The following is a 25,683-nucleotide window of genomic DNA, read 5'->3' as shown; positions in this document are numbered from 1 at the left end:
GGCGGCTCAAGCCTGCAGATGGCGCGCATAGGTCAGGAACACTTCGTCACGCACCCAGCCCAGCGACTCGTACAGCGCCTGGGCGCGCAGGTTGTTGCGGGCCGTGGTCAGGTCCATGCGCGCATGGCCCGTGGCGCGGGCATGGGCTTCGGCCGCCAGCAGCAGGGCGCGGCCCACGCCCAGGCGGCGCGCATCGGGCACCACGAAGAGGTCGTAGAGCACGTAGATGGGCGCGGCCAGCACCGAGCAGAACGAGGGATAGAGCTGGCAAAAGCCCAGGGCACTGCCGTCCGGTCGGCGGGCCAGCAGGATGACGGATTCGCCGCGCTCCAGCCGCGCCGTGATGAAGGCCAGCGCCGCGTCGGCATCCGCAGGTTGCTCGTAGAACTGGCGGTAGGCATCGAACAGCGGCGCGATCAGCTCGGCGTCTTCGGGGATGGCGGTGTGTATGGCTGTGGAGTTCATCGGTGGTCCGGGGCTGAGGTTGCCAGCATGGCGCAGGGCAAGGATGCCGTGCTCATATCTTTGCTGAATCTCTCCATTTGGAGATGTGATTTGACCTGGATCATGGACAGGCGGAACACTTCCGCCCCATGTCTGAACAAAAGATCGAGTTCTACAAGGGGGCCGCTGGCGGCTGGGGCGCACTGCGCAGCGTGAGCCAGGCCCTGATGCGCCAGGATATCGCCGTCAAGGGCGCCAAGACCCTGCTGTCGGCCAACCAGCCCGACGGCTTCGACTGCCCGGGCTGCGCCTGGCCCGACCGCAACCACCATTCCACCTTCGAGTTCTGCGAGAACGGCGCCAAGGCCGTGGCGGCCGAGGCCACGGCGCGCCGCGTGACGCCCGAATTCTTTGCCCGGCACACGGTGGCCGAGCTCATGGCGCAAAGCGATTTCTGGCTGGAAGACCAGGGCCGGCTCACCGAACCCATGGTGTACGACGCGGCCAGCGACCGCTACCGGCCGATCGACTGGGACAGCGCCTTTGCGCTGATCGCCCGCCACCTGAACGCGCTGCCCGACCCTGACCAGGCCATCTTCTACACCTCGGGCCGCGCCAGCAACGAGGCGGCCTTTCTGTACCAGCTGTTCGTGCGCGCCTACGGCACGAACAATTTTCCCGACTGCTCCAACATGTGCCACGAGCCCAGCGGCAGCGGCATGAAGCCGCAGATCGGCGTGGGCAAGGGCACGGTGCAGCTGGCCGATTTCGAGCAGGCCGATGCCATCTTCATCTTCGGCCAGAACCCCGGCACCAACCATCCGCGCATGCTGGGCGAGCTGCGCGCAGCCCACAAGCGCGGCGCGCGCATCCTGAGCTTCAACCCGCTGCGCGAGCGCGGGCTGGAGCGCTTCCAGGATCCGCAAAGCAAGCTGGAGATGGCCACCCTGGGCGCCACGCCCATCAGCACGCACTACTTCCAGCTGCGCGTGGGCGGCGACATCGCGGCCGTCAAGGGCATCATGAAGCATGTGATCGCGCAGGACGATGCACTGGGGCAAGGGGGCGGCGGCGTGCTGGACCATGCCTTCATCGCCGAACACACGACCGGCTTCGAGGCCCTGGCCGAGGACCTGCGGGCCGAGGACTGGGGCCTGCTGGAGGCCGAGTCCGGCCTGAGCCGCGCGCAGATGCAGACGGCGGCCGAGGTCTACATCGCCGCCCGCAGCACCATCGTCTGCTGGGGCATGGGCATCACGCAGCACATGCATTCGGTGGCCGCCGTGCAGATGCTGGTCAACCTGCTGCTGCTGCGCGGCAACATCGGCCGCCCCGGCGCAGGCGCCTGCCCGGTGCGCGGCCACAGCAATGTGCAGGGCGACCGCAGCATGGGCATCTGGGAGAAGCCGCCGGCCGCGCTGCTGGACCGGCTGCAGCAGGTCTTCGGCTTCGAGCCGCCGCGTGCCAACGGCGTGGACGTGGTCGAGTCCATCCGCCTCATGCTCGAAGGCAGGGGCAAGGTCTTCTTTGCGCTGGGCGGCAACTTCGCGGCGGCCACGCCCGACACGCATGCCACCTGGCAGGCGCTGCGCCGCTGCGACCTGACCGTGCATGTGACCACCAAGCTCAACCGCAGCCACCTGGTGCACGGCCGCGAGGCGCTGATCCTGCCCTGCCTGGGCCGCACCGAGATCGACATGCAGGCCACCGGCCCGCAGGGCGTGACGGTGGAGGACTCCATGGGCATGGTCCATATCTCCAGCGGCATCAACCCGCCTGCGTCGGAGCACCTGCTCAGCGAGATCGCCATCGTCGCGCGCCTGGCCGCCGCCACGCTGGGCGCGCAGCGGCCCGTGCCCTGGCTGGAGCTGGCCGGCGACTATGCACGCATACGCGAGCTGATCGAGCAGGTCTTCGACGACTTCCACGACTTCAACGCGCGCGTGGCCGTGCCGGGCGGCTTCAAGCTGCGCAATGCGGCGAGCGAGCGCATCTGGGAGACGCCCCGGGGCAAGGCAGGCTTCTTCGTGCACGCCGTGCCGCGCGACACGCCCGTGCACCGCGCACGCGCCGCGCTAAGCCCCGGTGCATCGCCGGTGTTCACGCTGTTCACCACGCGCTCGCACGACCAGTACAACACCACCATCTACGGCATGGACGACCGCTACCGCGGCGTCTTCGGACAGCGCCGCGTGGTCTTCATCCATGCCGAGGACATCCGCGCCCTGGGCATGAAGAATGGCGACTGGGTGGACCTGCAGACGGTGTGGGATGACGGCCAGCAGCGCCGCGCCGAGCGCTTCAGGCTCGTGGCCTACGACATTCCGCGCGGCTGCATCGCTGCCTACTATCCGGAGACCAATCCGCTGGTGCCGCTGTCGGCCACGGCCATCGTGGCGGGCACGCCCAGCTCCAAGTCCATTCCCGTGCAGCTGGTGGCGCACAGGCTGCCTGCCGTGCCGTCTCCCGCGCTGGAAGAAATGGCGGCCTGAAGTGCAAGGCATGGAAGAACTGGCCGCCGCCATCCTGCGCGAATTGGCCACCGAGCCCGCACCCATGTCCCTGCCCAGGCTGGGCAAGCGACTGGGGCAGGGCGCCAGCGTGCTCATGCGCTGCCTGGCGCTGATGGGCGATGCGCCCATTGCCGGCACACCGGGGCCGGGCTGGGTCAGGCTGGAGCAGGAAGAGGGGCGGTGGCTGGCGGCCCTGACGGAGCGCGGGCGCTTGTGGGTGGAGGCCGAGGCCTGTCAGGCGCTGGCCGAAGGCACGGGACGCGTGCGGTAGAACTGCATCGGAAACTCCTGCATTTCCTTGGCGTGCTGGTTGATCACCGCGCGCTTCATCTTGCCGACCACGTGCATCTCACAGGGCTTGCAGTCGAAGCGCAGCGTGAGTTTTTCCTTGCCGTTGATCAGCTGCAGCGGCTCGGCCTTGATCGTGCCCTTGACGCCGATGACGCCCTTGGCCTGCTTGGGGCACAGGCTCATGGAAAAGCGCACGCAATGCTTGGTGATCATCAGGCTGACTTCGCCTTCTTCTTCCTTGCTCTCGTAGGCCGCGTCCATGACCTTGACGCCGTGCTTGATGTAGAAGTCGTGTGCCTTCTGGTTGTAGACGTTGGCCAGATAGGTCAGCGTGTCCTCGGGGAAGGGCACGGGCGGCTCCACGGGCAGGGCGCGCGGCAGGCGCACGAAGCCGGCGTGGCGCGCGGCCTCCAGCGCGGCGACGGCGTCGCGGCGCAGCTGGTTCAGGGCCGAGGCCGGCACGAACCAGGGCCGGCTCAGCTGCAGGCCGATGTCATGCACGGAGAAGATGGTGGCGCCGAAACGGCCCAGCTGCTCGCGCAGCGTGGCCTCGGCACGGGCTGCGTCGGTGGCGGCCTGGTGTTCCTGCGCGATGGCGGCAGTGGCGGTGAAGCCATCCTCGTCGGTCAGCGTGAGCGCAAAGCCGTCGGGCGTTTCCTTGAGTTCGGCCCACAGGCCGATGCGGCGGTCGCTGGACTTCTTGTCCAGCGTGCGCACCCAGGCCATGTCGCGGTTGCGGTTGACCTCCAGGCCCTTGCGCAGGTCCTTGAAACCGGCGATGGGGTCCTTGGGGAACAGGCGCCACAGCGACTTCTTCGCATCCACCGACTCGGCGCGGTTGATCTGCAGGCCCACCAGTTCCTTTTGCAGGTCGTAGTAGCACAGGCCGTCGCCGTTGTGCAGTTCGGTGTCGCGGCTCGAGGTCTCGATCTCCACGAAGTTCTCGCCCACCTTGGTGACCCAGCCGATGGCGCGGCCCGGTGTCTTGGGCGTGTCGAAGGCGCCGATGTCTTCCTTGCGGCCGTTGACGAAGTAGTCGGTGAACTCGCGGTTGAAGTTCTGGTCGGGGTCGGGCGTGAAGCTGAACGTGGTGCTGCCCGAGGATGAGCGCGCCAGGGGCGTGTCGGAGAACTCGCGCTCCTCGATGATTTCGTCCAGCAGCTTGCGGTAATGGGCCGTGATGTTCTTCACGTAGCCCATGTCCTTGTAGCGGCCCTCGATCTTGAAGCTGCGCACGCCGGCGTCGATCAGGGCGCGCAGGTTGTCGCTCTGGTTGTTGTCCTTCATGGACAGCACGTGCTTTTCGTGGGCGATGATGCGGCCGCTGGCGTCCAGTACCTCGTAGGGCAGGCGGCAGGCCTGGTTGCAGTCGCCGCGGTTGGCGCTGCGGCCGGTGTGGGCGTGGGTGATGTAGCACTGGCCCGAGTAGGCCACGCACAGCGCGCCGTGCACGAAGAATTCGATGGTGGTGCGCGCCGGGTCGGTGGCCGCGCGCACGGCGGCGATCTGCTGCAGGTCCAGCTCGCGCGCAACGACGATCTGCGACAGGCCGGCGTCCTGCAGGAAGCGCGCCTTCTCGGGGGTGCGGATGTCGGTCTGGGTGCTGGCGTGCAGCTGGATGGGCGGCAGGTCCAGCTCCAGCAGGCCCATGTCCTGGATGATCAGCGCGTCGGCGCCGGCCTCGTAGATCTGCCAGGCCATCTTGCGGGCGGCCTCGAGTTCATCGTCGCGCAGGATGGTGTTGAGCGTGATGAAGATGCGGCTGCCGAAGCGGTGCGCGTGGTTGATCAGCCGCTGCAGGTCGCGGATGTCGTTGCCCGCCGTGGCGCGTGCGCCGAAGGCCGGGCCGCCGATGTAGACGGCGTCGGCGCCATGGTTCACGGCCTCGATGCCGATGTCGGCATCGCGCGCGGGTGACAGGAGTTCGAGCTGGTGGGGCAGGAGGGACATGGGGCTTTGTGGTGTTCTGTGTTCGTACCCGCACCGGCGTGGGGGCCGGGCGTCGGGCGCAATGCGGGGGAAACTGGCCCCCACGCTACCCTTGCTGCGCAAGGTCCGCTGCCCCCCAAGGGGGCCGCTTTTTGTCTTGAGGCGGCCCGGCGACAAAAAAAGGCCCCCACTCTTGGGGCGGTCCGGCGACGAAAACCTCGCAGCCCGCTTGCGGTGAGGCGCAGCATTATCGCCGCAGCCCCGAAAAAACGCGCGCCAGGGGGTATGCGCCCGATGCCCTGGCGGGCGGCGCCGGTTTTTGCCTATCCTTTAGGATGCGCACTGCACGGGCCGGGCCGCCATGCCGGATACCCCGGCCCGTGCCTGCCCCGCCCCGGGCCTGATGCGCGCTTTCTGCGCCAGGCCTTGCCCGGCCGGGCAGCGCCCGAGTGGGCCACGCCGCAGCGGATTTCGTTTGCCAGGGCGCCTGTTTCACAGATTGACCGTTTTTTCCAGGAGTTGCCATGCACGCCTCGATTCGCCATTTCCCGTGGGCCGGCCCGGCCCTGCTGTGCACCCTGCTGGGCAGCGGCGGCCTGGCCTGGGCGCTGCCGGGAAGCGGCCCGGCCAACGGGCAGTCGGCAGGGGCTTCCGCTGCGGCGGCTGCACCCGGTACGGCCGCTGCGCCCGGTACGGCCGCTGCACCTGCTGCACCCAGTTCAGCCGATGCGCCCCTGGTGGTGCGCATTGCCCATGCGGGGCCGGTGTCCGGCCCCATCGCCAGCCTGGGCAAGGATGAGGAAAACGGCGTGCGCATGGCCCTGGACGATCTCAACGCCAAGGGGCTGGAGATCGGCGGGCGCAAGCTGCGCTGGAAGCTGGAGGCCGGCGACGATGGCGGCGACCCCGGCCAGGCCGTGGCCCTGGCCCGGCGCCTGTGCGACAAGAAGGTGGCGGCCGTGGTCGGCCACCTGCAGTCGGGCACCACGCTGCCGGCCACATCCATCTACCACGACTGCGGCATCGTCATGGTCACGCCCGCAGCCAGCAACCCGGCCATCACCCAGGCGGGCTACGACACCACCTACCGCGTGATCGCCGACGACCGCGCCATGGTCGATGCGCTGGTCGCGCACGCCGTGGGCAAGCTGGGCGTCAAGCGCGCGGCCATCATCGATGACCGCTCGGCCTACGGCCAGGGCATCGTGGCGCTGTTCGAGGCCGAGGCGCGCGAGCAGGGCATCGAGATCGTGGACAAGCAGTTCACCGGCGACAAGGCCACCGACTTCGTGCCCATCCTCACGGCCATCAAGGGCAAGAAGCCCGATGCCATCTTCTTCGGCGGCCTGGACGCCCAGGCCGGCCCGATGCTCAGGCAGATGGCCCAGCTGGCCATGGACAAGGTGCGCCTGCTGGGCGGCGACGGCCTGTGCACGCTGCGCCTGCCCGAGCTGGCGGGCAACACGTCCCCGCTGCGCAATGTGACCTGCGCCGTGGGCGGCAGCCCGCTGGAGCGCATGCCGGGCGGCGCTGCCTGGAAGCAGCGCTACGACCAGCGCTTTCCCGACCAGTACCAGGTCTTCAGCCCCTACGCCTACGACGCCACCATGGTGCTGGCCCAGGCCATGGTGCGGGCCGACTCCATCCGGCCCGATGCCTATATCCCCTATCTGCGCCAGACCCGGCATGACGGCGTGACGGCGCCGATTGCCTTCACGCCCCAGGGCGAGCTGCAGGCGCCGGTCGTCACGCTCTACCACTATGCGCAGGGCGTGCGCAAGCCGCTGCCCTGACCCCCAGTCGCCCGGACACTGTGACACCTTGACTGCCGAGCACCGTCCACTGCCGCAGGCCGACGACGAGGCCTGGATGCGCGCCGCCCTGGAGCTGGCGCGTGCCGCCGCCCAGGCAGGCGAGGTGCCCGTGGGCGCCATCATCGTCAAGGACGGCGCCATCGTCGGCCGGGGCCGCAACGCGCCCGTGGCCCAGGGCGACCCCACGGCCCATGCCGAGGTGCTGGCGCTGCGCGACGCGGCCGCGCGCCTGGGCAACTACCGGCTGGACGATTGCACGCTCTACGTGACCCTGGAGCCCTGCACCATGTGCAGCGGCGCCATGCTGCATGCGCGCCTGGGCCGCGTCGTCTATGGCGCGGCCGAGCCGCGCACGGGCGCTGCCGGATCGGTGCTGGACGTGTTTGCGCTGCCGCAGATCAACCACCACACGCAGGTGACGCGCGGCGTGCTGGCCGGGGAATGCGCGGCCCTGATGTCGGACTTCTTTCGTACGCGCCGCGCCGAGCAGCGCGCGGCCCAGCCGCATCCGCTCAAGGACACGGCGCTGCGCCATGCGGATTCCACCTTCGGCGGCTTTGCCCAGCCGCAGTGGCGCAGCGATCTGCCGGCGCTGGCAGGCCTGCGCCTGGCCGTGGTCGATGAAGGACCGCACGATGCGCCGCTGACCTGGCTGTGCCTGCACGGCAGCCCCTCATGGGGCCAACTGTTCCAGCCCATGCTGCCCGGCTGGCTCCAGGCCGGCCATCGCGTGGTGGTCCCCGACCTGCCGGGCTTTGGCCGCAGCGACCAGCCCAAGAAGGAGAAGGCGCACAGCGCGGCCTGGCATGTGCAGGTGCTGCGCGAGCTGGTGCTGGCGCTGGACCTGCGGAACATCGTGCTGGTCGGTCATGACGATGGCGCGCGCCTGGGCCTGGCCGTGGCGCAGGCCGAGCCCGCACGTTTTTGCGGCGCCTGGCTCATGAATGCCTGGCCTGCAGGCCCGGCGCCCGATGCCTGCGTGCAATGGTTTGCGCAGGCGGCGCGCAAGCCGTCATGGCCCGTGGGCCGCGCCATGCACGAGGCGGGTGGGGAGGCCGGTGCACAGCCGCAGGCCTGGAACCTGCCGTTTTCCCAACCCGGCCACCGCGCCGCGCTGCAGGCATGGCCCCGCGTGCAGGCCGAAATGCCGGCCCTGCCGATGGAGTTGCTGGTGCAGTGGAGCCAACAGCAGCGCCTGTGGGTGCAGGGCGGCGAGCACGATGCGCTGCTGCCCGCGCCCGCATGGCGCCAGGCCTGGCTGCAGGCGCTGCCACAGCTGCCGCCAGCGCAGCTGCGCCTATCCCCGTGCGGCCATTGGGTTCCCCTGTGCGCTGCCGGCATGGTGGCCGACGCTGTGGAATACTTCCGCCCGTAGGCCTGCGCCGCCGGCCCCTTGCCGGGGCTGCGCAGCGGCAGTGCCCCGTCTTCACTCCCCTTGCAATATGGAGCATGCCGGCCAGGGCCGGCATGGAACCACCTTGGCCACTTCGCGCAGTTCCCGCTCTTCCAGCACGCCCGGCACACCCAGCACATCCGGCACGCCCCGCAAAAAGGCAGCCGCTGCCGCGCCTGCACCCGTTGATCATGCGCACGAACATGTGCATTCCGCCGACGGTACCTGCTGTGCCCACGGGCACGAACATCCACATGGCCATGACCGTGCACAGGAGCATTCGCATGCTGCGGCACATGACCATGGCGCTGCCCACAGCCACGAGCACGACCACGATCACGGCCATGTGCATGCCGCCGACGGCAGCTGCTGCGGCCATGCGCATGACCAGGGTCCGCGCCACATCTATATCTACTCGCCCGCCGGTGCCGTGCGCGACAAGGCCGGCTTCAAGCGCGGCGTGCGCCGCCTGGAGGCCATGGGCCATCAGGTGGAGATCGATGCCGACGCGTTGAGCAGCCACCAGCGCTTTGCAGGCGACGACGCCACGCGCCTGGCGGCCATCGAGCGCGCAGCGGCCAGCGGTGCCGACCTGGCGCTGCCCACGCGCGGCGGCTACGGCCTCACGCGCATCCTGCCGGGCATCAAGTACAAGGCCGTGGCCAAGGCCATCGCAGGTGGCACGCGCTTCGTGGGCCTGAGCGACTTCACGGCGCTGTCGCTGGCCCTGCTGGCCAAGACCGGCGCCACCACCTGGGCCGGCCCGCTGCTGGTGCACGACTTCGGCCGCCCCGACGATGAGGGCGGCGTGGACGACATCATGCTGGACTGCTTCAACGACCTGCTCAGCGGCCAGGGCGAAGGCGCGGGCTGGCAGATGCCGAAGATCGGCCTGCGCGAAGACGGCAAGCCTGCCGTCAAGGACTTCTACATCAGCGGCGGCGCCACGCTGTGGGGCGGCAACCTGGCCGTGCTGGTCTCCCTGCTGGGCACGCCTTACTTCCCGCAGATCAAGGGCGGCATCCTGTTCCTGGAAGACGTGGGCGAGCATCCCTACCGCGTGGAACGCATGCTGACCCAGCTGCTGCATGCCGGCGTGCTGGCCCAGCAAAAGGCCATCGTGTTCGGCCAGTTCAGCGAGTTCAAGCTCAGCTCGCACGACAAGGGCTTCAAGCTGCAGACCGTGATCGACTGGCTGCGTAGCCAGGTCAAGTGCCCCGTGCTGCAGGGTCTGCCCTACGGCCATGTGCCGACCAAGGTGATGCTGCCCGTGGGCGCGCCCGTGTCGCTGTCGGTCGAAGGGCGCGATGCGCTGATCTACTGGGGCCACGTGCACTGAGCGGCAAGGAGCGGACGGTATGCTGCAGATGTGGGAGTTCGCGGCCTACCCGCTGCTGGCGCTGATGTTCGTCGGCATCTTCACGCGCGAGGTGATCGCGCCGGCCTCGCGCAACCATTGCGACCGGCGCTGGCTGATCCTGTCCACGCTGCTGGGCCTGGGCACGCTGGCCACCACCTTGGCGGTAGGCCATCTGTTCTCGGACAGCATCCGTCGCCATGCGCTGCTGGACGTGGGCCGGCAATGGCCGGCCTGGGCCGTGGGCGCGCTGAGCTTTGTGCTGACCAGCTTTGTCTTTTACTGGTGGCACCGCGCCACGCACCGGTCGGACACGCTGTGGCGCCTGTTCCACCAGCTGCACCACAGCGCGCCGCGCGTGGAGGCGCTCACGGCTTTCTTCGCCCACCCCATGGACACGGCGGCCGCCGTGCTGCTGAGCGCGCTGTCCAGCTACTGGGTGCTGGGGGCCAGCCCGCTGGCTGCCGCCTTCGCCATCGGCCTCACGGGGGCGTTCGATCTGTTCCTGCATGCCGACATCCGCACGCCGCGCTGGCTGGGATACATCGTGCAGCGGCCCGAGATGCACACCGTGCACCACCAGTACGGCCACCATGCGCAGAACTACGGCCTGCCCGTCTGGGACCTGCTGTTCGGCACCTGGGCCAATCCGGCCGAGCGGGTGGAGCGCCTGGGCTTTGATGCCGACAAGGCCGAGCGCGTGACCGACATGCTGCGCTGGCAAGACGTGCACAAACAGAACTACCCCTGAGGCGCTGCGCGCCTTCCCCTCTCGCTTCGCGGGGGGGACGACAGCCTCGCTGCGGGGCGGCGCGGCCGGCGTAGGCCCTTGCTCGCTGTCCCTTGTTCTTGGCCGCGCCAGTTTTTGAGGCTCTGTACGGTGGCGGTGGGGGCTGACTGCTATTCGAGGTAGCGGCCGTTTTCCTTGCGGCGGGCGCGCATGCCGGTGCGCAGGAAGAGCACGGTGCCGCCTTGCTCGGCCAGCGGCACGCGCGTGTCGCCGGACAGGTGGGCGTCCAGGCGCTGGGGCAGGTTCTCCAGCAGGGAGTGGATGGCGGACAGGTCGGTGTCGGCCGCTTCGGGGTGGTCGCGCACGAAGCCTTCAAGGTAGGCGCGGGCGTCGGCCTCCAGCTGCTCGCGCGTGGTGGCCAGCGAGACATAGCTGACGCCGGCCTGGCCCGGCGCCTCGGTGCCCAGCAGGTAGCAGCCGATGTAGTCACCACGGGGCTGGCCCACGGGCGGGTCCTGGGTGAGCTTCTTCAAGAGGCTGAAAGGCCACATTCCACGTACTTCCTGTTTCTGTCGGTTGCCCTGCATCCATGTGCGCAGGGCCGGCAGTGATTGTCGCCTGAAGCCTGCGCCCTGCAGGCGCGGCTTTCTGTCGTGAGCAATGTGAGCATGTCGCGCGCGCATATGCTACAAACTGCAACACTACGATACGAAAAAAGCAGAGGGTGGGGAAAAGAATGGGAATCATGCGAATCCTGAACTCGCGGTGGTGGGGTGTGGGCGCCGTGGCGGTGGTCGGCTCGGCCCTGCTGGCCGGCAGCGCGCTGGCCATCTATGCCGTGCGCGTGCAGCCGGTGCTTGACGGACAGCTCACGCTGGCCGGGCTGGAGCAGCCCGTGCGCGTGCGGCGCGATGATGCCGACGTCACCCATATCAGCGCCTTCTCGCCGCAGGATCTGTGGCGCGCGCTGGGCCATGTGCATGCGCAGGAACGCGGCTGGCAGCTGGAGTTCAACCGCCGCCTGATGCATGGCACGCTGTCCGAGATCCTCGGCCCGGCCACGCTGGACACCGACAAGCTCATGCGCGCGCTGGACATACGCGGCGCGGCGCGGCGCCAGTACGCATCCCTGCCCGCCAACGCGCGCGAGGCGCTGCAGGCCTACAGCGAAGGCATCGCGGCCTTCTATGCGGCGCTGCCCATGCGCCAGCACCCGCAGGTGCCCGAGTTCATGCTGCTGGACACGTCGCCGGGCGGCGGCGACAACTCGGCCTGGGCGCCCGAGGACAGCGTGGGCTGGGCGCTGATGATGGCGCTGGACCTGGGCGGCAACTGGGGCAATGAATTCGCGCGGCTGGCCGCGCTCTCGCAACTGGACACACAGCAGCTGTGGCAGCTGATGCCGCCTTATCCGGGCGAGGCGCCGGCCACCTCCACCGACCTGGCGGCCCTCTACCGGGGCCTGGGCGTGTACCGCCAGGAAGCACAGGCTGCCTCTGCGCCCAAGGTGGCTGCCGCCAGCGAGGCGAGCGATGCCTGGGCCCGCTGGTCCCGCGACATGGTGCGCGATGCGGGCACCAACGACGGCAAGGGCAGCAACAACTGGGTGCTGTCGGGCAGCCGCACGGCCAGCGGCAAACCGCTGCTGGCCAACGATCCCCATCTGGGCCTGAGCGCGCCCGCCATCTGGTACTACGCACGCCTGCAGTCGCCTGCTGGTCAAGCGCAGGACGGCACGCCGCTGTCGCCCATCGACGTGGTGGGGGCCACCCTGCCGGGCCTGCCCTTCGTGGTGCTGGGGCGCACGCGCGAGGTGGCCTGGGGCTTCACCAACACGAATCCCGATGTGCAGGATCTGTACCTGGAGCAGATCGATCCAGGCAACCCGGGCCGCTACCGCACGCCGGACGGCTGGGCGCCTTTCACCGAGCGCAGCGAGCGCATCAGGGTCAAGGGCCGGGCCGATGTGCAGCTCACGCTGCGCAGCACGCGCCACGGTCCCGTGATCAGCGATGTGCAGCCCCAGTACGAGGCCGTGCTCGACAAGCGCCGCTACGCCGTGGCCCTGCGCTGGGCGGCGCTGGACACCGACAACCTCACCGTGCAGGCGGGCCTGCGGGCCAACGAGGCGCGCAGCGTGGCCCAGCTGTTCGAGGCCTTTGCCGACTACCACTCGCCCATGCAGAGCATCGTCGCGGCCGATGTGCATGGCGCCATCGGCTTCAAGGCCGCAGGCCGGGTGCCGCTGCGTGCGGTCGACAACGACCTGCGCGGCGTGGCGCCCGCACCGGGCTGGGAGGCACGCTACGACTGGCAGGGCTGGCTGCCCTACGACCAGGCCCCGCAGGACGATGGAACGGCGCTGGGCTATCTGGCCACCGCCAACCAGCGCATCACGCGCGAGGGCTATGCCCACTTCCTCACCCAGGACTGGAGCCTGCCGTACCGCCACCGCCGCATCTCCGAGCTCATCGAGGCGAAGGACAGGCACGACGTGGTCAGCATGGCCTCCATCCAGAACGACCAGACCTCGCTGGCCGCCCGCGCCCTGTTGCCGCAAATGCTCAAGGCCCTGGACGAAGCGCCGGCCACACATCCGCTGGCCCCGCAGGCGCGCCGGGTGATGGCGCAGTTCGACGGCCGCATGGATGCCGCGCAGGCCGCGCCCCTGATCTTTGCCGCCTGGGTGGACGAACTGACGCGCGGCCTGGTGATCCCGCGCATTGGCGCCCAGACCTTTGCGGCCACCTATGGCAAGCGCGACTACCGCGCAGGCATCGAAGGCATGCTGGAACGCCGCGACGGCTGGTGGTGCGCGGCTGCAGGCTGCAGTGCCCAGGTCAGCCAGGCGCTGGACCGGGCGCTGGTGCGCCTGCAGTCCATGCAGGGCAGCGACCTGGGCCGCTGGCGCTGGGGCACGGCGCATGCGGCCCTGAGCAGCCACCGGCCGCTGGGCAGCGTGGGGCTGCTGGCGGGCATCTTCAATGTCAGCGTGCCTTCGGGTGGCGACAGCTACACCGTCAACGTGGGACAGTACCTGCCCGGTGACGCCAGGGCGCCGTTCGCCAACCGCCATGCGGCATCGCTGCGCGCCATCTACGACCTGGCCGAGCCCGAGCGCTCGCTGTTCATCTACCAGACCGGCCAAAGCGGCGTGGCCCTGTCCAGCCGCTATGCGGACATGTCTGCCGAATGGGCCGACGGCCGCTACCGGCCGCTGCAGATGGCGCCTGCGCGCTGGCGCCATTCCATGATGCTGCGGCCCCAGTAGGTGGCAATAGGCTGCAGTAGCGGCGCGCGCAGGCCTCAGGTGCTGAGGAATTGCTCGATCAGCCCGGCCACGGCCGCCGGCTGGTCGTGGTGCAGCATATGGCCGGCGTCCTGGACCACGGCCGTGCGGCAGTCGGCAATCTGCCCGATGCGATCGTGGTACTCGGCCAGCGTGTAGCGGTCCTTCCACCACATGCCCAGGCTGTCGTCGCTGGCCTCGACGGCCAGTACCGGCGCCGTGATGGCACGGTACAGGGCCAGGATTTCTTCCACGCGGAACAGCTGTGCGCTGATGAGCTTGTGCGCCGTGTCGCCCAGGATTTCCCAGCGGCCCTGCGCATTGGGCGCCGCCCAGTGGTGGGCCAGCCACAGCGCCTTGTCCTCGGGCAGGCGGCGGTTGGTTTTCATCAGCCTGCGCGCCACGTCCTGCACGCTGTCATAGCTCTTGAGCTCCATGCCGCCGCTGCGCAGCTGGCGCAGCTCGTCCATCCACTGCGCGTAGCGTGCGGGCGCCTGGTCGGGCCGGGTGGCCGGCATGCCGAAACCCTCCAGATTGACCAGCCGGCGTATGCGCGCAGGCCGTGCACCCGCATACATCATGGACACGTTGCCGCCCATGCTGTGGCCCACCAGGTCCACGGGCGCATCGCCCACCAGGGTGTCCAGCAGGTGGTCCAGGTCACCCAGGTAGTCGGCAAAGTCATGCCGGTCGGCAGGCCAGGCCGGCCGGCTCAGGCCGAAGCCGCGCCAGTCCGGCGCGATGATGCGGCGCCCCGCCATGAAGGCCTCGCCAAAGGCATCGACCACGAACTGGTAGGAGGCCGCCACATCCATCCAGCCGTGCACCAGCACCAGCGGCGCCAGGGCGGGATCGCCATCCACAGGTCCCCACTCGCGCACGTGGTACTCCATGGTGCGCACCGGCACCATGCGCGAGCGCCAGGGGCGTGTGGGAGCGTAGATGGGCGCTTCTTCAGCGGCCGTGGCGGGGAGGGAAGAGGGGGCTTGCAGCATCCCGCCGATTATTCCGGTTTGCTGCTGTGCAGCAGTCAGGGGCGGGACAGCGGTGGCTGGGGATTTCCCGGTGCGTCAGCACGGCTCCCGGCCGGGGTGGGCATCAGCCGTGGCTTTCCGATGCGGCGGTGCGCGGGCGGGACAGCAGGCTCTCGGCCGGTATGCCCAGGTCATGAAGCCTGTAGAGCATGTTCAGCGTCAGAGGGCGGCTGCGGTTGAGTATTTCGTAGATGCGGTTGGTCTGCCCGATGTAGGGCACCAGGTCCTTGACCGTCATGCCCCGGGACTCCATGAGCAGGCGCAGCGCATCGATAGGGTCGGGGGGTGCGATGGGGTAGTGCCTTGCCTCGTAGGCCTCAACCAGTGTTCCGAGAATGTCCAGCCTGTCGCCGTCGGGCGTTCCCGAGGCCGGGTCCTTGTCGATCAGTTGCGAGATCTCGGTCAGTGCTGTCCTGTAATCCTGCTCGGTCCGGATGGGGCGGATTTCCATGGTCATTCCTTTCATTGCAGGCTCTGGTCCACCGTGGCTGCATCCACCTTGTCGTACTGCGCGTGCGTGCCTATGAACTTGATGTACAGCCACTGCTGCCTGTAGGCGATGGCGGCAATCAGGCGGTAGTCGTTGCCTTTGACGTTGAACACGACCCGGTTGTTGCCCACGATGCTGGCATTGCCGATCTGGTCCTTCACGTCCTGAGGGCAGGTCCACTGCGCGCGGGTGGCCATGTCGAACCACGCCTCAAGCGGCCCTTTGGCATCCGCATGCTCCGGCCTGCTGTAGAAATTGACGAGGGTGGAACGGGCCACGATGTGCATGGGTGGATGTTAGTCCCAATTTGGGACTGAGGCTGCTGGCATGGTCTTTGTGCTCTTTGCCGTGCTTGTGTTTTCGCGCCGGGTTAACCCGAGCGCCGCCGCCGCTGATGCATGGCATCAGAAACAATGATTGGCCGGCAGGGCCGGCGCTGCCTACAGTGGGTTGCAGATTGACCGCACAACAACCCGAAGGAGACAGCAATGCAGCAACGCAGATGGCTGACGGCCGCCATGGCCGCAGGATTGTGGGGCGCCGCCATGGCGGCCCAGGCCGGCACGGTGACGGTGCTGACCTCGTTTCCCAAGGAGCTGACCACGGCCTACCAGAAGGCCTTCGAGGCGGCCAATCCGGGGATCAAGATAGAGATCCTGAACAAGAACACCACGGCCGCCGTGGCCTATGTGCGCGAGCTGCCCGAGGGCCAGCGGCCCGACATCATGTGGGCCAGCGCCCCTGATGCCTTCGAGGTGCTGGCGCGCAACAAGCTGCTGACCGCCGCGCCCGAGACGCGCAATCCGGCCGCGCCCGCCAAGATCGGCAACTACCCGCTCAACGACCCGCAGGGCCTGTACTACGGCCAGGCGCTGGCCGGCTACGGAATCATGTGGAACACGCGCTACCTGAAGGCGCACAAGCTGGCGGCACCCAAGGAGTGGAGCGATCTGACGCGGCCCGAGTACTTCGGCCACATCGCCATCTCCTCGCCCTCGCGCTCGGGCACCACGCAGCTGACGGTGGAGACCATCCTGCAGGGCGAGGGCTGGGACAAGGGCTGGCGCCAGCTGCTGTCCATGATGGGCAATGCCGCCGCCGTGACCGACCGCAGCTTTGCCGTGCCCGATGGCGTGAACAACGGCCAGTACGGCATAGGCATCGTGATCGATTTCTTCGGGCTGGCGGGCAAGTACTCGGGCTTCCCGGTGGACTTCGCCTACCCGGCGATGACGGCCGTGGTGCCGGCCAACATCGCGCTGATCGCGGGCGCCAAGAATGCCGATGAGGCGCGCAAGTTCATGGCCTTCACCATGTCGGTGCCGGGCCAGCAGCTGCTGTTCGATCCCAAGATCAGCCGCCTGCCCATCCTGCCCTACAGTCAGCTCAAGGCGCCGGCCGGCTACCCCGTGCCGCAGGAGGTGGCGCAGCGCGCCAAGGTGCAGTTCGACGCCAACCTGTCCGAGTCGCGCTATGCCGTGGTGATCAGCCTGTTCGACCAGATGGTGACCTTCCGCCTCAAGGAGCTGCAGGCGGCCACGCGCGCCATCCAGGAGGCGCACAAGGCCCTGCAGGCCAAGCCCAATGCCAAGGGGCAGGAGCTGCTGGCGCAGGCGCGCGACATCGCCTACTCGCCGCTGGTGGGCGAAGCCAATGTGAAGGACGAGCAGTTCCTGGAGCTGTTCCGCAAGAGCCGGCGCGATGTGGCCGTGTCCAAGGAGCTGACGGGCCTGGAGCAGATGTGGGCCGACAAGGCGCGTGCCAACTACGAGCGCGCAGGCAAGCTGGCCGCCGAGGCGCGCGGCTTGGCCCGGTAAGTGGCGGGCGCAGGGGCCCGGCACCGGGCGCCTGCATGCACTCCCCTTGACAGTCTCTTTCGCTGCGGAGCATTCGCATGAGCATCGATTCCATGGCGGCGCCCGCCGCCGCCCCCCTTGCTGCGCGCGCACGGCGCATTCCGTCGGGCTGGGGGCCGTGGCTGGCCTTCGCGCTGATCCTGGCCTTTTTGCTGGCCTTTCTCATCGTGCCCGTGGGCATGGTGGTCTACACCGCCTTCGTCAATGAAGGCGGCGGGCTCACGCTGGGGCACTTCGGCAATTTCTTCGGCCAGACCGTCTTCCGCGAGTCGTTCTTCAACAGCCTGGGCGTGTCCCTGGCCAGCGTGTTCTTCGCCAGCCTGATCGCCGTGCCGCTGGCCTACCTGACGGTGCGCTTCGAGTTCCGGGGCGCGCTGCTGATACAGACGCTGGGCGTGCTGCCGCTGATCATGCCGCCCTTCGTGGGGGCGGTGGCGCTGCAGCTGATCTTCGGGCGAAGCGGCTCGGTCAACCTGCTGCTGGACGACTGGTTCGGTTTCACCGTGCCTATCATGGAGGGGCTGACGGGCGTGATCTTCGTGGAGAGCATCCACTACTTCCCGTTCATCTTGCTCAACCTCGTGGCGGCCATGCGCAATATCGACGGGGCCATGGAGGAGTCGGCGCTGAACCTGGGCTCGCGTGGCTTTCGGCTGTTTCGGCGCGTGATCTTTCCGCTGGCCATGCCCGGCTACCTGGCGGGCGCGGCCCTGGTGTTCGTGAAAGTGTTCGACGACCTGGGCACGCCGCTGGTGATGGGCGTGACCAATATGCTGGCGCCCCAGGCCTATCTGCGCATCACCTCGGTGGGGCTCGATGATCCGCTGGGCTATGTGATCAGCGTGATCATGATCGCGTTCTCCATCGTCGCCCTGTGGCTGGCCGCGCGGGTGATGAAGGGCAAGGACTACGCCACGCTGCAAAAGGGCGGCAGCGCGCTGCAAAAGCGCCGGCTGTCGGCCTGGGAGGCGCTGCTGGCCTATGGCTGGATCGCCCTGGTGCTGCTGGTGGTGCTGGCGCCGCACATCGGCATCTTGCTGATGTCGTTCTCCAAGGTCTGGAGCTTCTCGGTGCTGCCCGACAGCTACACGCTGGAGCACTACGCCACGGTGTTCACCGACTCGGGCTACATGATCGGCAACACGCTGCTGTACTGCCTGATGGCGGCGGGCATCGACGTGGTGATCGGCACGGCCATCGCCTACCTGATCCTGCGCACCCGGCTGCCTGCCCGGCAGTGGCTGGACTATCTGGCATCGGTGGCGCTGGCGATTCCGGGGCTGGTGCTGGCCATCGGCTACCTGCGGCTGTTCAAGGGCGTGAACCTGCCCTTCACCGACACACCCATCGTCACGACCTGGGTGCTGATCATGCTGGCCTATGCGGTGCGGCGGCTGCCGTATGCGCTGCGCTCTTGCATGGCGGCGCTGCAGCAGGTGCACATCTCGCTGGAGGAGGCCGCGCAAAGCCTGGGCGCGGGCCGCACCAGCGTGATACGGCGCGTGATGGTGCCGCTGATGGCCGGCGGCATCCTGGCCGGCTTCGTCACCAGCTTCATCACGGCGGCCGTGGAGCTGTCGGCCACCATCATGCTGGCCTCGGCCCAGAGCCAGGCGCCCATGAGCTACGGCATCTACCTGTACATGCAAAGCATTTCGGGGCGCGGGCCCGGTGCGGCATTGGGCGTGCTGGCCGTGGTCGTGGTCGGCCTGGGCACGTATTTCTCGCACCGCTTCGTGGAGCGCTCGCGCGCCACCGTGCAATCGACTTCGGAGTGAAACGCCATGCACCTGGACCCTGTCTCCCTCGAATGCAGGCACATCAGCCTGAGCTACGGCAGCAACGAAGTGCTGCGCGACGTCAACCTCAAGATCGAGCCCGGCGAGTTCTTCGCGCTGCTGGGGCCTTCGGGCTCGGGCAAGTCCACGCTGCTGCGGCTGATCGCGGGCTTCAACCGGCACCAGCGCGGCGAGCTGCTGGTGGGCGGGCAGGACATCACGGGCGTGCCGCCGCATGCGCGCAACATCGGCATGGTGTTCCAGAACTATGCGCTGTGGCCGCACATGACGGTGTACGACAACGTGGCCTTCGGCCTGGTCGAGCGCCGGGAAAGCCGCGACACCATCCGCCGCAAGGTGGGCGAAGTGCTGGAGCTGGTGGGCCTATCGCAGTACGCGCAGCGCCGGCCTGGGCAGTTGTCGGGCGGGCAGCAGCAGCGCGTGGCGCTGGCGCGCACCGTGGTGATCGCGCCCAAGCTGCTGCTGCTGGACGAGCCGCTGTCCAACCTCGACAAGCAGCTGCGCGTGCAGATGCGCGAGGAATTGCGCAGCCTGCAGCGCAAGCTGGGCCTGACCACCATCTTCGTCACCCACGACCAGGAAGAGGCCATGACCACGGCCGACCGCATGGCCGTGCTGGACAAGGGCGTGCTGCAGCAGGTGGGCTCGGCGGCGGGGCTGTACGACTATCCGGCCAACCGCTTCGTGGCGGGCTTTGTCGGCACGGCCAATGTGCTGGAGGGCGAGGTGCTGCCGACGATAGGCGAGTCCCTGGTCTTCAAGGTGCCGGGCCTGGGCACGCTGACCCTGCCGCGCCCGGCCCAGCCGCCCGTGCCGGGGCGCGCGGCGCTGGCCTTCCGGCCGCACCAGGTGCAGATTGCGGTGCGCGACGATGCGGGCGATGCCTCGCGTGTGTGGGTGGAAGGGCAAATCGAAAGCGCCGAGTTCCTGGGCGAGTTCTCGCGCTACCGCGTGCGCGTGGGCGAGGTGGCCGTGGTCGCCGACCAGGCTCACTACGCGGGCATTGCCATGTTCCCCATGGGCATGCCGGTGCGCCTGGGCATCGAGCCCACGCAGCTGCGCTACCTCGATGAGTGAACGATGAGACGGCTAGGGATGTTCCCTGACACCCGGGCCTGCCCGGGCCGCAGGCCCTGGCGCCTGCGCTAGGCTGGCCGCCCATGGAGATGTATCAGCTGCGCGCCTACGTCACGGCGGCCACGCTGGGCAGCGTCACGCGCACGGCCGAGGCCCTGCACCTGACGCAGCCCGCCATCACGGCCCAGATCAAGGCGCTGGAGGAAGAGCTGGGCGTGGCGCTGTTCGACCGGCGCCCGGGCCGCATCAGCCTCACGCGGGCTGGCGAGGCCCTGATGGAGCCCGCCCGGCAGGTGCTGGATGCGGCAGGACGCCTGCAGGGCCAGGCCCGCGAGCTGCAGGGCGAGATCACCGGCCAGCTGCTGCTGGGCACGGTGGCCGACCCCGAGGCGCTGCGCCTGGGCTCGCTGCTGCATGGCCTGGTGGAGGCGCTGCCGCTGCTGGACATCAAGACACGCCAGGGCTGGGCCGAGGAGCTGCGCGCGCAGGTCGCGGCCGGCGGCCTGCAGGGCGCGTTCTACATCGGCGCCCACATGCCGCGCGACCTGGGCGCGCTGGTGCTGCAGACACTGCACTACCGCGTGGCGGCGCCGCCCGCGCTGCGCGAGCGCGTCCTGCAATCGGGCTGGAAGGACCTGGCGCAACTGCCCTGGATTGGCGCGCCCGCGCAGCACCATGAGCAGGCCCTGCTGCTGGCGCTGTTCGCCCGCCAGGGGCTGAGCCCCAATCAGATCGTGGAAAGCGATGCGGCCGCCGCGCCCGAGAGCCTGGTGCGCGCCGGCCTGGGCCTGGCGCTGCTGCGCGAGGACCGCGCCCTGGCCGCGGCCGAGCATGGCTGCGTGGCCATCTGGCCGCACGCGCGCGTGTCGGCACAGCTGGGCTTCATCCACCCGCGCGAGGCCGAGCACGACCCGGCCCTGGTGGCCACGCTGTCGCAGCTGCGCAGGGTCTGGGGGCTGACCGAGGTTCAGGCGGCGGCGCCGCCGCCGGCCTGAGGGGTGCCTGCCTGGACGATGGCCTCGACCAGCGCATCAAGGCTGCCCTGGCGTTCCTGCTCGCCCACCTCGAACAGCTCCAGCACGCCGGTGCCGCGCAGGATGGCGAAGGCCATGGCCGCAAAGCCCTGGGGGCGGGGATGGTGGGCCGCGATCTCGGGGAAGACGTCCAGGAAGCGCGTATAGAACACGCTGTCCACATGTACCCGGCGCGCGTCCACGCGGTCGAACAGCGAGGGGGAGGCCTTGCAGCCGAAGAACATGCTCCAGGCCGCCTGGTAGTTGGCCGCGCCGAAGATGTTGTCCCAGGCCAGGGTGACGAAGGTCTGTGCACGCTCGCGCAGGGGAAGGGCCTTGTCGGGCCAGACCGTGCCCTGGTCGCTCAGTGGCTCCATGACCTCGATGACCAGCCGCTCCATCAGCGCGTCGCGGCTCTCGAAGTGGTGCTGCAGCGCGCCCAGCGACACGTCGGCGCCGCGCGCGATGGCCTGCAGCGTGGCGCTCTTGAAGCCGCCCTCGCGCAGCAGCGCCAGGGCGGAGTCGATGATCTTGCGTTGCGTTGTCTCCACACGCTCGGTCTGCGGCGTGCGTGCGCGCCGCTGCGTGGCGGACGTCGTCATGTTCTGGGCTCCAGAGGGCAAAAAAATAATAGTAGATTGTTTTTGTTTGTTGCGGGCGTTCAACCGTCGCCGCAGTGCGGCATGGCGGGCGGCAATGCGTCGATCGCCTTCGCTACTCCTTCTTTTTGGGCTTGTCCATAGGGATAAATTACAAGAAATAATAATTTATTGTTTTTTATAGTTGATACCCATCAACAAGGGGCGCACAACGCCCCGCATTCCAACAGGCACCCCACGAGGAGACATTGCCGTGAAGACCACCGAAGTGTTCCAACCCCTGCGCCGCCGCGCGCCTTGCTGAGAGCCGGAGCACCCTCTTGATGCACAGTTCTTCTTCGCAGGGCCATCTGGAGCGCAGGCTCAAGAACCGCCATATCCAGCTCATCGCGCTGGGCGGCACCATCGGCACGGGCCTGTTCCTGGGCTCGGCCGGCATCATCGAGCTGGCCGGCCCGTCCGTGCTGCTCGGCTACGCCATTGGCGGGCTGATCATCTTTTTCATCATGCGTTTCCTGGGCGAGATGCTGGTCGAGGAGCCCAACGCGGGCTCGTTCAGCTATTTCGCCAACCGCTACCTGGGCCGCTTCACGGGCTTTCTGGCGGGCTGGAACTGTGTGGCGCTGTATGTGCTCGTGGGCATGCTGGAGCTGACGGCCGCAGGCAAGTTCATCCAGTTCTGGTGGCCCGGCATACCCACCTGGGTCACGGCGGCGGTGTTTTTCGTGCTGATCAACGGCGTGAACTTCATCAACGTCAAGGCCTATGGCGAGTTCGAATTTTGGTTCGCGCTGATCAAGATCGCGGCCGTGCTGGCCATGATCGCTGCGGGCGTGTATCTGCTGGCCAACGCCGACCGGCCCGAGCAGACCGTGCGCAACCTGTGGACGCACGGCGGCTTCTTCCCCAACGGCCTGTCCGGCCTGGTGATGGCCTTCGCCTTCATCATGTTCGCCTTCGGCGGCGTGGAGATGCTGGGCTTCGCGGCGGCCGAGACCGACCAGCCGCGCACCGTCATCCCCAAGGCCGTGAACCAGCTCATCTACCGCGTGCTGGTGTTCTACATCGGCTCCATGGCCGTGCTGATGTCGCTGATGCCCTGGACCGACCTGCTGGGCCAGCTCAAGGCAGGCGGCGACACCTACAGCAGCAGCCCCTTCGTGCTGGTGTTCTCGGGCCTGGGCGAGAACACGGCCGCCCACCTGCTGAACTTCGTGATCCTCACGGCCACGCTGTCGGTCTACAACAGCATGGTCTACAGCAACAGCCGCCTGCTGTACGGCATGGCCAGCGAAGGCAACGCACCGCGCTCGCTGATGCAGGTCAACCGCCGCGGCGTGCCGGTGCGGGCCATCGTCTATCCGGCCATCTTCACGGCGCTGGCCATCGTGCTGAACTATGTGGCGCCGGCCGGTGTGCTCGAGCTGCTGATGTCGCTGATCGTGGCGGCCCTGGTGATCACCTGGACCATCATCATCGTGGCGCACTGGCGCTTTCGCCGGGCGCATGTGGCGCGCAAGACCGTGCTGGGCTTTCCCGCACCGGCTGCGCCGCTGACCAACGCCATCTGCCTGGCCGCCATGGCCCTGGTGGTGGGCGTGATGCTGCTGACACCGTCGGTGCGGTCCTCCGCGCTGGCCATTCCGATCTGGGTCCTGGTGGTCTACGGGGCCTATCGCCTCGTGTTCCGCCAACGTCCCACGCCTGTGCTGGAATCCGTACTGGAACCCGCGCACATCCCCCGTTGAAACCTTCAAGGAGAACCAACCATGGCAGACCTGTTCGACAACCCGATGGGCCTGATGGGCTTCGAATTCGTGGAATTCGCGTCGCCCGCGCCCGGCGTGCTGGAGCCGCTGTTCGAGAAGCTGGGCTTCACCCTGGTGGCCAAGCACCGTTCCAAGAACGTGCTGCTGTACCGCCAGGGAGGCATCAACTTCATCATCAACAATGAGCCGGGGCAGGCCGCCTATTTCGCGGCCGAGCACGGCGCCTCGGCCTGCGGCCTGGCCTTCCGCGTCAAGGACGCGCACCAGGCCTACAAGCGCGCGCTGGAACTGGGCGCCCAGCCGGTGGAGATCCCCACGGGTCCCATGGAGCTGCGCCTGCCGGCCATCAAGGGCATCGGCGGCGCGCCGCTGTACCTGATCGACCGTTTCGACGAAGGCAAGTCCATCTACGACATCGACTTCGAGTTCCTGCCCGGCGTGGACCGCAACCCCAAGGGCCACGGCTTCCACGTGGTGGACCACCTGACGCACAACGTCTACCGTGGCCGCATGACCTACTGGGCTGACTTCTACAGCAAGCTGTTCAATTTCCGCGAGATCCGCTACTTCGACATCTCGGGCGAGTACACGGGCCTGGCCTCCAAGGCGATGACGGCGCCCGACGGCCTGATCCGCATTCCGCTGAACGAGGAATCGCGCCAGGGCGGCGGCCAGATCGAGGAGTTCCTCATGCAGTTCAACGGCGAGGGCATCCAGCACATCGCCCTGCTGACGGACAACCTGCTGGACTCCATCGACCAGCTGCAGATGGCCGGCATTCCGCTGCTGACCGCGCCCAACGACATCTACTACCAGAACCTGGAAGGCCGCCTGCCCGGCCACGGCCAGCCCGTGGGCGAGCTGCAGGCACGCGGCATCCTGCTGGACGGCACGACCGAGGGCGGCCAGCCGCGCCTGCTGCTGCAGATCTTCTCCCAGCCCATGCTGGGCCCCGTGTTCTTCGAGTTCATCGAGCGCAAGGGCAACTACCGCGAAGGCTTCGGCGAAGGCAATTTCAAGGCCCTGTTCGAGTCCATGGAACGCGACCAGATCAACCGCGGCGTGCTGCAGGCCGAGGCACCGCAGGGCGCCTGATCCCGACGGACGCAGCGCGCCCGCCCGGCCCTGGCCGGGTGGGCGCGCTGTCGTCAGGGTAAACACGGGCGGCCCTACACTCGGTGCCCATGAATTCCCCCTCGATGCAACCGGTGGCGCTCGGTCAAAGCGCATTGCAAGTCAGCCCCATCTGCCTGGGCACCATGACGTTCGGCGAGCAGGTCGGCGAGGCCGAGGCCTTTGCCATCATGGACCGCGCGCTGGAGCGCGGCGTGGACTTCTTCGACACGGCCGAGATGTATGCCGTGCCCGCACGCGCCGAAACCTGCGGCGCCACCGAAACCATCATCGGCCGCTGGTTCGCCCAGCGCCCCGGCGCGCGCGCCAAGGTCGTGCTGGCCACCAAGGTGGCCGGTCCTTCGCGGGGCATGCCCTGGGTGCGCGAGGGCAAGGGCATGACGGCGGCCGACATCGCCGCCTCCTGCGAAGGCAGCCTGCGCCGCCTGGGCACGGACGTGATCGACCTCTACCAGATCCACTGGCCCGAGCGCAATGTGCCGGCCTTCGGCCAGCTGTACTACGACCCGTCCAAGGAAAGCTCGCAGACCGGCATCCACGAGCAGCTCGAGGCGCTCGGCCGCCTGGTCCGGGAAGGCAAGGTGCGCCACATCGGCCTGTCCAATGAAACGCCCTGGGGCGTGCACGAATTCGTGCGCCTGGCCGAGCAGCACGGCCTGCCGCGCGTGGCCTCGGTGCAGAACGCCTACTGCCTGCTCAACCGCAGTTGGGAAAACGGCATGGACGAAAGCTGCCATCGCCTGGGTGTCTCGCTGCTGGCCTATTCGCCGCTGGCCTTCGGCCTGCTCACGGGCAAGTTCGACGTGCATGCGCCCACCGATCCCGCTGCGCCGCAGGCCGCACGCATTGCGCGCTACGAGTCCGTGCGCAGGCAGCGCTGGGGCCGGCCCGAAGCCCTGGCCGCCGCGCGCCGCTACAACGCGCTGGCGCGCGAGCACGGCATGACACCCACGCAGCTGGCGCTGGCGTTTTGCTACACCAAGTGGCAGGTGGCCAGCACCATCATCGGCGTGACCTCGGTGGCCCAGCTCGATGAGGATCTGAACGCCTGGGGCACGCAACTGTCGCCCGAACTGCTGTCGGCCATCGACGCCATCCGCTGGGAAGTGCGCGACCCTGCGCAATAGGCCTAGGCCCTGCGCAATAGGCCTT

The 25,683-nt window shown here is 68.4% G+C and carries 21 protein-coding genes; 14 read left to right on the top strand and 7 right to left on the bottom strand.

The window, feature by feature from the left end:
* Nucleotides 1–6: 6 nt before the first annotated feature.
* Nucleotides 7–465: a GNAT family N-acetyltransferase gene (locus tag ACUTR7_RS11250; protein WP_034363624.1), complete on the bottom strand. Its 459-nt coding sequence runs from the start codon at nt 463–465 to the stop codon at nt 7–9.
* 128 nt (nt 466–593) lie between these two features.
* Here ACUTR7_RS11250 and ACUTR7_RS11245 point away from each other — a divergent pair, with 128 nt between their 5' ends.
* Together ACUTR7_RS11245 and ACUTR7_RS11240 are read left to right on the top strand one after the other, a co-directional pair.
* Nucleotides 594–2,936 (top strand): FdhF/YdeP family oxidoreductase, encoded by a 2,343-nt coding sequence (locus ACUTR7_RS11245; protein ID WP_445608870.1) that lies wholly within the window; start codon nt 594–596, stop codon nt 2,934–2,936.
* A 10-nt stretch (nt 2,937–2,946) separates the two neighbouring features.
* Nucleotides 2,947–3,228, top strand: a complete 282-nt coding sequence (locus tag ACUTR7_RS11240; protein WP_012206611.1) for a hypothetical protein — start codon at nt 2,947–2,949, stop codon at nt 3,226–3,228.
* Here ACUTR7_RS11240 and ACUTR7_RS11235 read toward each other — a convergent pair.
* Complete coding sequence (locus tag ACUTR7_RS11235) at nt 3,192–5,198, bottom strand: peptidase U32 family protein (RefSeq protein WP_445608869.1); 2,007 nt, start codon at nt 5,196–5,198, stop codon at nt 3,192–3,194. The two genes, ACUTR7_RS11240 and ACUTR7_RS11235, sit on opposite strands and share 37 nt — an antisense overlap.
* A gap of 503 nt (nt 5,199–5,701) precedes the next feature.
* On the opposite strand from ACUTR7_RS11235, the gene ACUTR7_RS11230 reads away from it, so the two are divergent.
* The 4 genes from ACUTR7_RS11230 (at nt 5,702) to ACUTR7_RS11215 (ending at nt 10,492) form a co-directional block, all read left to right on the top strand.
* Complete coding sequence (locus tag ACUTR7_RS11230) at nt 5,702–6,970, top strand: branched-chain amino acid ABC transporter substrate-binding protein (RefSeq protein ID WP_445608868.1); 1,269 nt, start codon at nt 5,702–5,704, stop codon at nt 6,968–6,970.
* Nucleotides 6,939–8,366 (top strand): tRNA adenosine(34) deaminase TadA, encoded by a 1,428-nt coding sequence (tadA, locus tag ACUTR7_RS11225; RefSeq protein ID WP_445608867.1) that lies wholly within the window; start codon nt 6,939–6,941, stop codon nt 8,364–8,366. Before ACUTR7_RS11230 ends, tadA begins: the two co-directional genes overlap by 32 nt.
* A 364-nt stretch (nt 8,367–8,730) precedes the next feature.
* Nucleotides 8,731–9,723 carry an LD-carboxypeptidase gene (locus ACUTR7_RS11220; RefSeq protein WP_065348046.1) on the top strand — a complete coding sequence of 331 codons (993 nt, stop codon included), beginning with the start codon at nt 8,731–8,733 and terminating at the stop codon, nt 9,721–9,723.
* Nucleotides 9,724–9,742: 19 nt separating this feature from the next.
* Nucleotides 9,743–10,492, top strand: coding sequence for a sterol desaturase family protein (locus ACUTR7_RS11215; protein WP_445608866.1), 750 nt, complete (start codon nt 9,743–9,745; stop codon nt 10,490–10,492).
* Between the two features lie 149 nt (nt 10,493–10,641).
* On the opposite strand, the gene ACUTR7_RS11210 is transcribed toward ACUTR7_RS11215, so the two are convergent.
* The gene (locus ACUTR7_RS11210) at nt 10,642–11,022 is read right to left on the bottom strand and encodes a hypothetical protein (protein ID WP_034395933.1); all 381 of its coding nucleotides are present in this window, start codon (nt 11,020–11,022) and stop codon (nt 10,642–10,644) included.
* A gap of 185 nt (nt 11,023–11,207) precedes the next feature.
* Here ACUTR7_RS11210 and ACUTR7_RS11205 point away from each other — a divergent pair, with 185 nt between their 5' ends.
* Nucleotides 11,208–13,742, top strand: a complete 2,535-nt coding sequence (locus ACUTR7_RS11205; RefSeq protein ID WP_445608865.1) for a penicillin acylase family protein — start codon at nt 11,208–11,210, stop codon at nt 13,740–13,742.
* Between the two features lie 35 nt (nt 13,743–13,777).
* Here ACUTR7_RS11205 and ACUTR7_RS11200 read toward each other — a convergent pair whose 3' ends face one another.
* The 3 genes from ACUTR7_RS11200 to ACUTR7_RS11190 form a co-directional block, all read right to left on the bottom strand.
* Entirely contained in the window at nt 13,778–14,755 is a 978-nt protein-coding gene (locus ACUTR7_RS11200; protein WP_445608864.1) for an alpha/beta fold hydrolase, read from the bottom strand.
* 103 nt (nt 14,756–14,858) lie between these two features.
* Nucleotides 14,859–15,251 carry a helix-turn-helix domain-containing protein gene (locus ACUTR7_RS11195; RefSeq protein ID WP_172642952.1) on the bottom strand — a complete coding sequence of 131 codons (393 nt, stop codon included), beginning with the start codon at nt 15,249–15,251 and terminating at the stop codon, nt 14,859–14,861.
* 5 nt (nt 15,252–15,256) lie between these two features.
* Nucleotides 15,257–15,571, bottom strand: a complete 315-nt coding sequence (locus ACUTR7_RS11190; protein ID WP_013801561.1) for a type II toxin-antitoxin system HigB family toxin — start codon at nt 15,569–15,571, stop codon at nt 15,257–15,259.
* A 201-nt stretch (nt 15,572–15,772) separates the two neighbouring features.
* Here ACUTR7_RS11190 and ACUTR7_RS11185 point away from each other — a divergent pair, with 201 nt between their 5' ends.
* The 4 genes from ACUTR7_RS11185 to ACUTR7_RS11170 all read left to right on the top strand — a co-directional run bounded on the left by ACUTR7_RS11185 (nt 15,773) and on the right by ACUTR7_RS11170 (nt 21,011).
* On the top strand, nt 15,773–17,101 hold the full coding sequence (locus ACUTR7_RS11185) for an ABC transporter substrate-binding protein (protein WP_013801562.1): 1,329 nt from the start codon (nt 15,773–15,775) through the stop codon (nt 17,099–17,101).
* Nucleotides 17,102–17,178: 77 nt separating this feature from the next.
* Nucleotides 17,179–18,918, top strand: coding sequence for an ABC transporter permease (locus ACUTR7_RS11180; protein ID WP_034395921.1), 1,740 nt, complete (start codon nt 17,179–17,181; stop codon nt 18,916–18,918).
* A 6-nt stretch (nt 18,919–18,924) separates the two neighbouring features.
* A complete protein-coding gene (locus tag ACUTR7_RS11175; protein WP_012206598.1) occupies nt 18,925–20,016 on the top strand; it encodes an ABC transporter ATP-binding protein in 1,092 nt (363 codons plus the stop codon).
* 83 nt (nt 20,017–20,099) lie between these two features.
* Complete coding sequence (locus ACUTR7_RS11170) at nt 20,100–21,011, top strand: LysR family transcriptional regulator (RefSeq protein WP_016449232.1); 912 nt, start codon at nt 20,100–20,102, stop codon at nt 21,009–21,011.
* Here the strand turns inward: ACUTR7_RS11170 and ACUTR7_RS11165 are convergent.
* Nucleotides 20,984–21,631: a TetR/AcrR family transcriptional regulator gene (locus ACUTR7_RS11165; protein ID WP_047218409.1), complete on the bottom strand. Its 648-nt coding sequence runs from the start codon at nt 21,629–21,631 to the stop codon at nt 20,984–20,986. The two genes, ACUTR7_RS11170 and ACUTR7_RS11165, sit on opposite strands and share 28 nt — an antisense overlap.
* Nucleotides 21,632–21,951: 320 nt before the next feature.
* On the opposite strand from ACUTR7_RS11165, the gene ACUTR7_RS11160 reads away from it, so the two are divergent.
* The 3 genes from ACUTR7_RS11160 to ACUTR7_RS11150 all read left to right on the top strand — a co-directional run bounded on the left by ACUTR7_RS11160 (nt 21,952) and on the right by ACUTR7_RS11150 (nt 25,658).
* Complete coding sequence (locus ACUTR7_RS11160; RefSeq protein ID WP_445608863.1) at nt 21,952–23,376, top strand: amino acid permease; 1,425 nt, start codon at nt 21,952–21,954, stop codon at nt 23,374–23,376.
* A gap of 21 nt (nt 23,377–23,397) precedes the next feature.
* Nucleotides 23,398–24,492: a 4-hydroxyphenylpyruvate dioxygenase gene (gene hppD / locus ACUTR7_RS11155; protein WP_063325866.1), complete on the top strand. Its 1,095-nt coding sequence runs from the start codon at nt 23,398–23,400 to the stop codon at nt 24,490–24,492.
* Nucleotides 24,493–24,596: 104 nt separating this feature from the next.
* Nucleotides 24,597–25,658 (top strand): aldo/keto reductase, encoded by a 1,062-nt coding sequence (locus ACUTR7_RS11150; RefSeq protein ID WP_445609024.1) that lies wholly within the window; start codon nt 24,597–24,599, stop codon nt 25,656–25,658.
* Nucleotides 25,659–25,683: the final 25 nt, after the last annotated feature.

The sequence above is a fragment of the Delftia sp. NA_296.1 genome, from assembly GCF_052692095.1.
The sequence above is the reverse complement of the archived record's forward strand: the minus strand, read 5'-3'. Positions and strand labels throughout refer to the sequence as shown.

Excerpts from the sequence above, each read along its gene's own strand:
- ACUTR7_RS11170 (WP_016449232.1), top strand. The coding sequence starts at position 20,100 with ATGGAGATGTATCAGCTGCGCGCCTACGTCACGGCGGCCACGCTGGGC.
- ACUTR7_RS11230 (WP_445608868.1), top strand. The coding sequence starts at position 5,702 with ATGCACGCCTCGATTCGCCATTTCCCGTGGGCCGGCCCGGCCCTGCTG.
- ACUTR7_RS11200 (WP_445608864.1), bottom strand. The coding sequence starts at position 14,755 with ATGCTGCAAGCCCCCTCTTCCCTCCCCGCCACGGCCGCTGAAGAAGCG.
- ACUTR7_RS11175 (WP_012206598.1), top strand. The coding sequence starts at position 18,925 with ATGCACCTGGACCCTGTCTCCCTCGAATGCAGGCACATCAGCCTGAGC.
- ACUTR7_RS11205 (WP_445608865.1), top strand. The coding sequence starts at position 11,208 with ATGGGAATCATGCGAATCCTGAACTCGCGGTGGTGGGGTGTGGGCGCC.
- ACUTR7_RS11185 (WP_013801562.1), top strand. The coding sequence starts at position 15,773 with ATGCAGCAACGCAGATGGCTGACGGCCGCCATGGCCGCAGGATTGTGG.
- ACUTR7_RS11195 (WP_172642952.1), bottom strand. The coding sequence starts at position 15,251 with ATGACCATGGAAATCCGCCCCATCCGGACCGAGCAGGATTACAGGACA.
- ACUTR7_RS11190 (WP_013801561.1), bottom strand. The coding sequence starts at position 15,571 with ATGCACATCGTGGCCCGTTCCACCCTCGTCAATTTCTACAGCAGGCCG.
- ACUTR7_RS11180 (WP_034395921.1), top strand. The coding sequence starts at position 17,179 with ATGAGCATCGATTCCATGGCGGCGCCCGCCGCCGCCCCCCTTGCTGCG.
- ACUTR7_RS11215 (WP_445608866.1), top strand. The coding sequence starts at position 9,743 with ATGCTGCAGATGTGGGAGTTCGCGGCCTACCCGCTGCTGGCGCTGATG.
- tadA (WP_445608867.1), top strand. The coding sequence starts at position 6,939 with ATGCGCAGGGCGTGCGCAAGCCGCTGCCCTGACCCCCAGTCGCCCGGA.
- ACUTR7_RS11160 (WP_445608863.1), top strand. The coding sequence starts at position 21,952 with ATGCACAGTTCTTCTTCGCAGGGCCATCTGGAGCGCAGGCTCAAGAAC.
- hppD (WP_063325866.1), top strand. The coding sequence starts at position 23,398 with ATGGCAGACCTGTTCGACAACCCGATGGGCCTGATGGGCTTCGAATTC.
- ACUTR7_RS11210 (WP_034395933.1), bottom strand. The coding sequence starts at position 11,022 with ATGTGGCCTTTCAGCCTCTTGAAGAAGCTCACCCAGGACCCGCCCGTG.
- ACUTR7_RS11165 (WP_047218409.1), bottom strand. The coding sequence starts at position 21,631 with ATGACGACGTCCGCCACGCAGCGGCGCGCACGCACGCCGCAGACCGAG.
- ACUTR7_RS11235 (WP_445608869.1), bottom strand. The coding sequence starts at position 5,198 with ATGTCCCTCCTGCCCCACCAGCTCGAACTCCTGTCACCCGCGCGCGAT.
- ACUTR7_RS11240 (WP_012206611.1), top strand. The coding sequence starts at position 2,947 with ATGGAAGAACTGGCCGCCGCCATCCTGCGCGAATTGGCCACCGAGCCC.
- ACUTR7_RS11245 (WP_445608870.1), top strand. The coding sequence starts at position 594 with ATGTCTGAACAAAAGATCGAGTTCTACAAGGGGGCCGCTGGCGGCTGG.
- ACUTR7_RS11150 (WP_445609024.1), top strand. The coding sequence starts at position 24,597 with ATGCAACCGGTGGCGCTCGGTCAAAGCGCATTGCAAGTCAGCCCCATC.
- ACUTR7_RS11250 (WP_034363624.1), bottom strand. The coding sequence starts at position 465 with ATGAACTCCACAGCCATACACACCGCCATCCCCGAAGACGCCGAGCTG.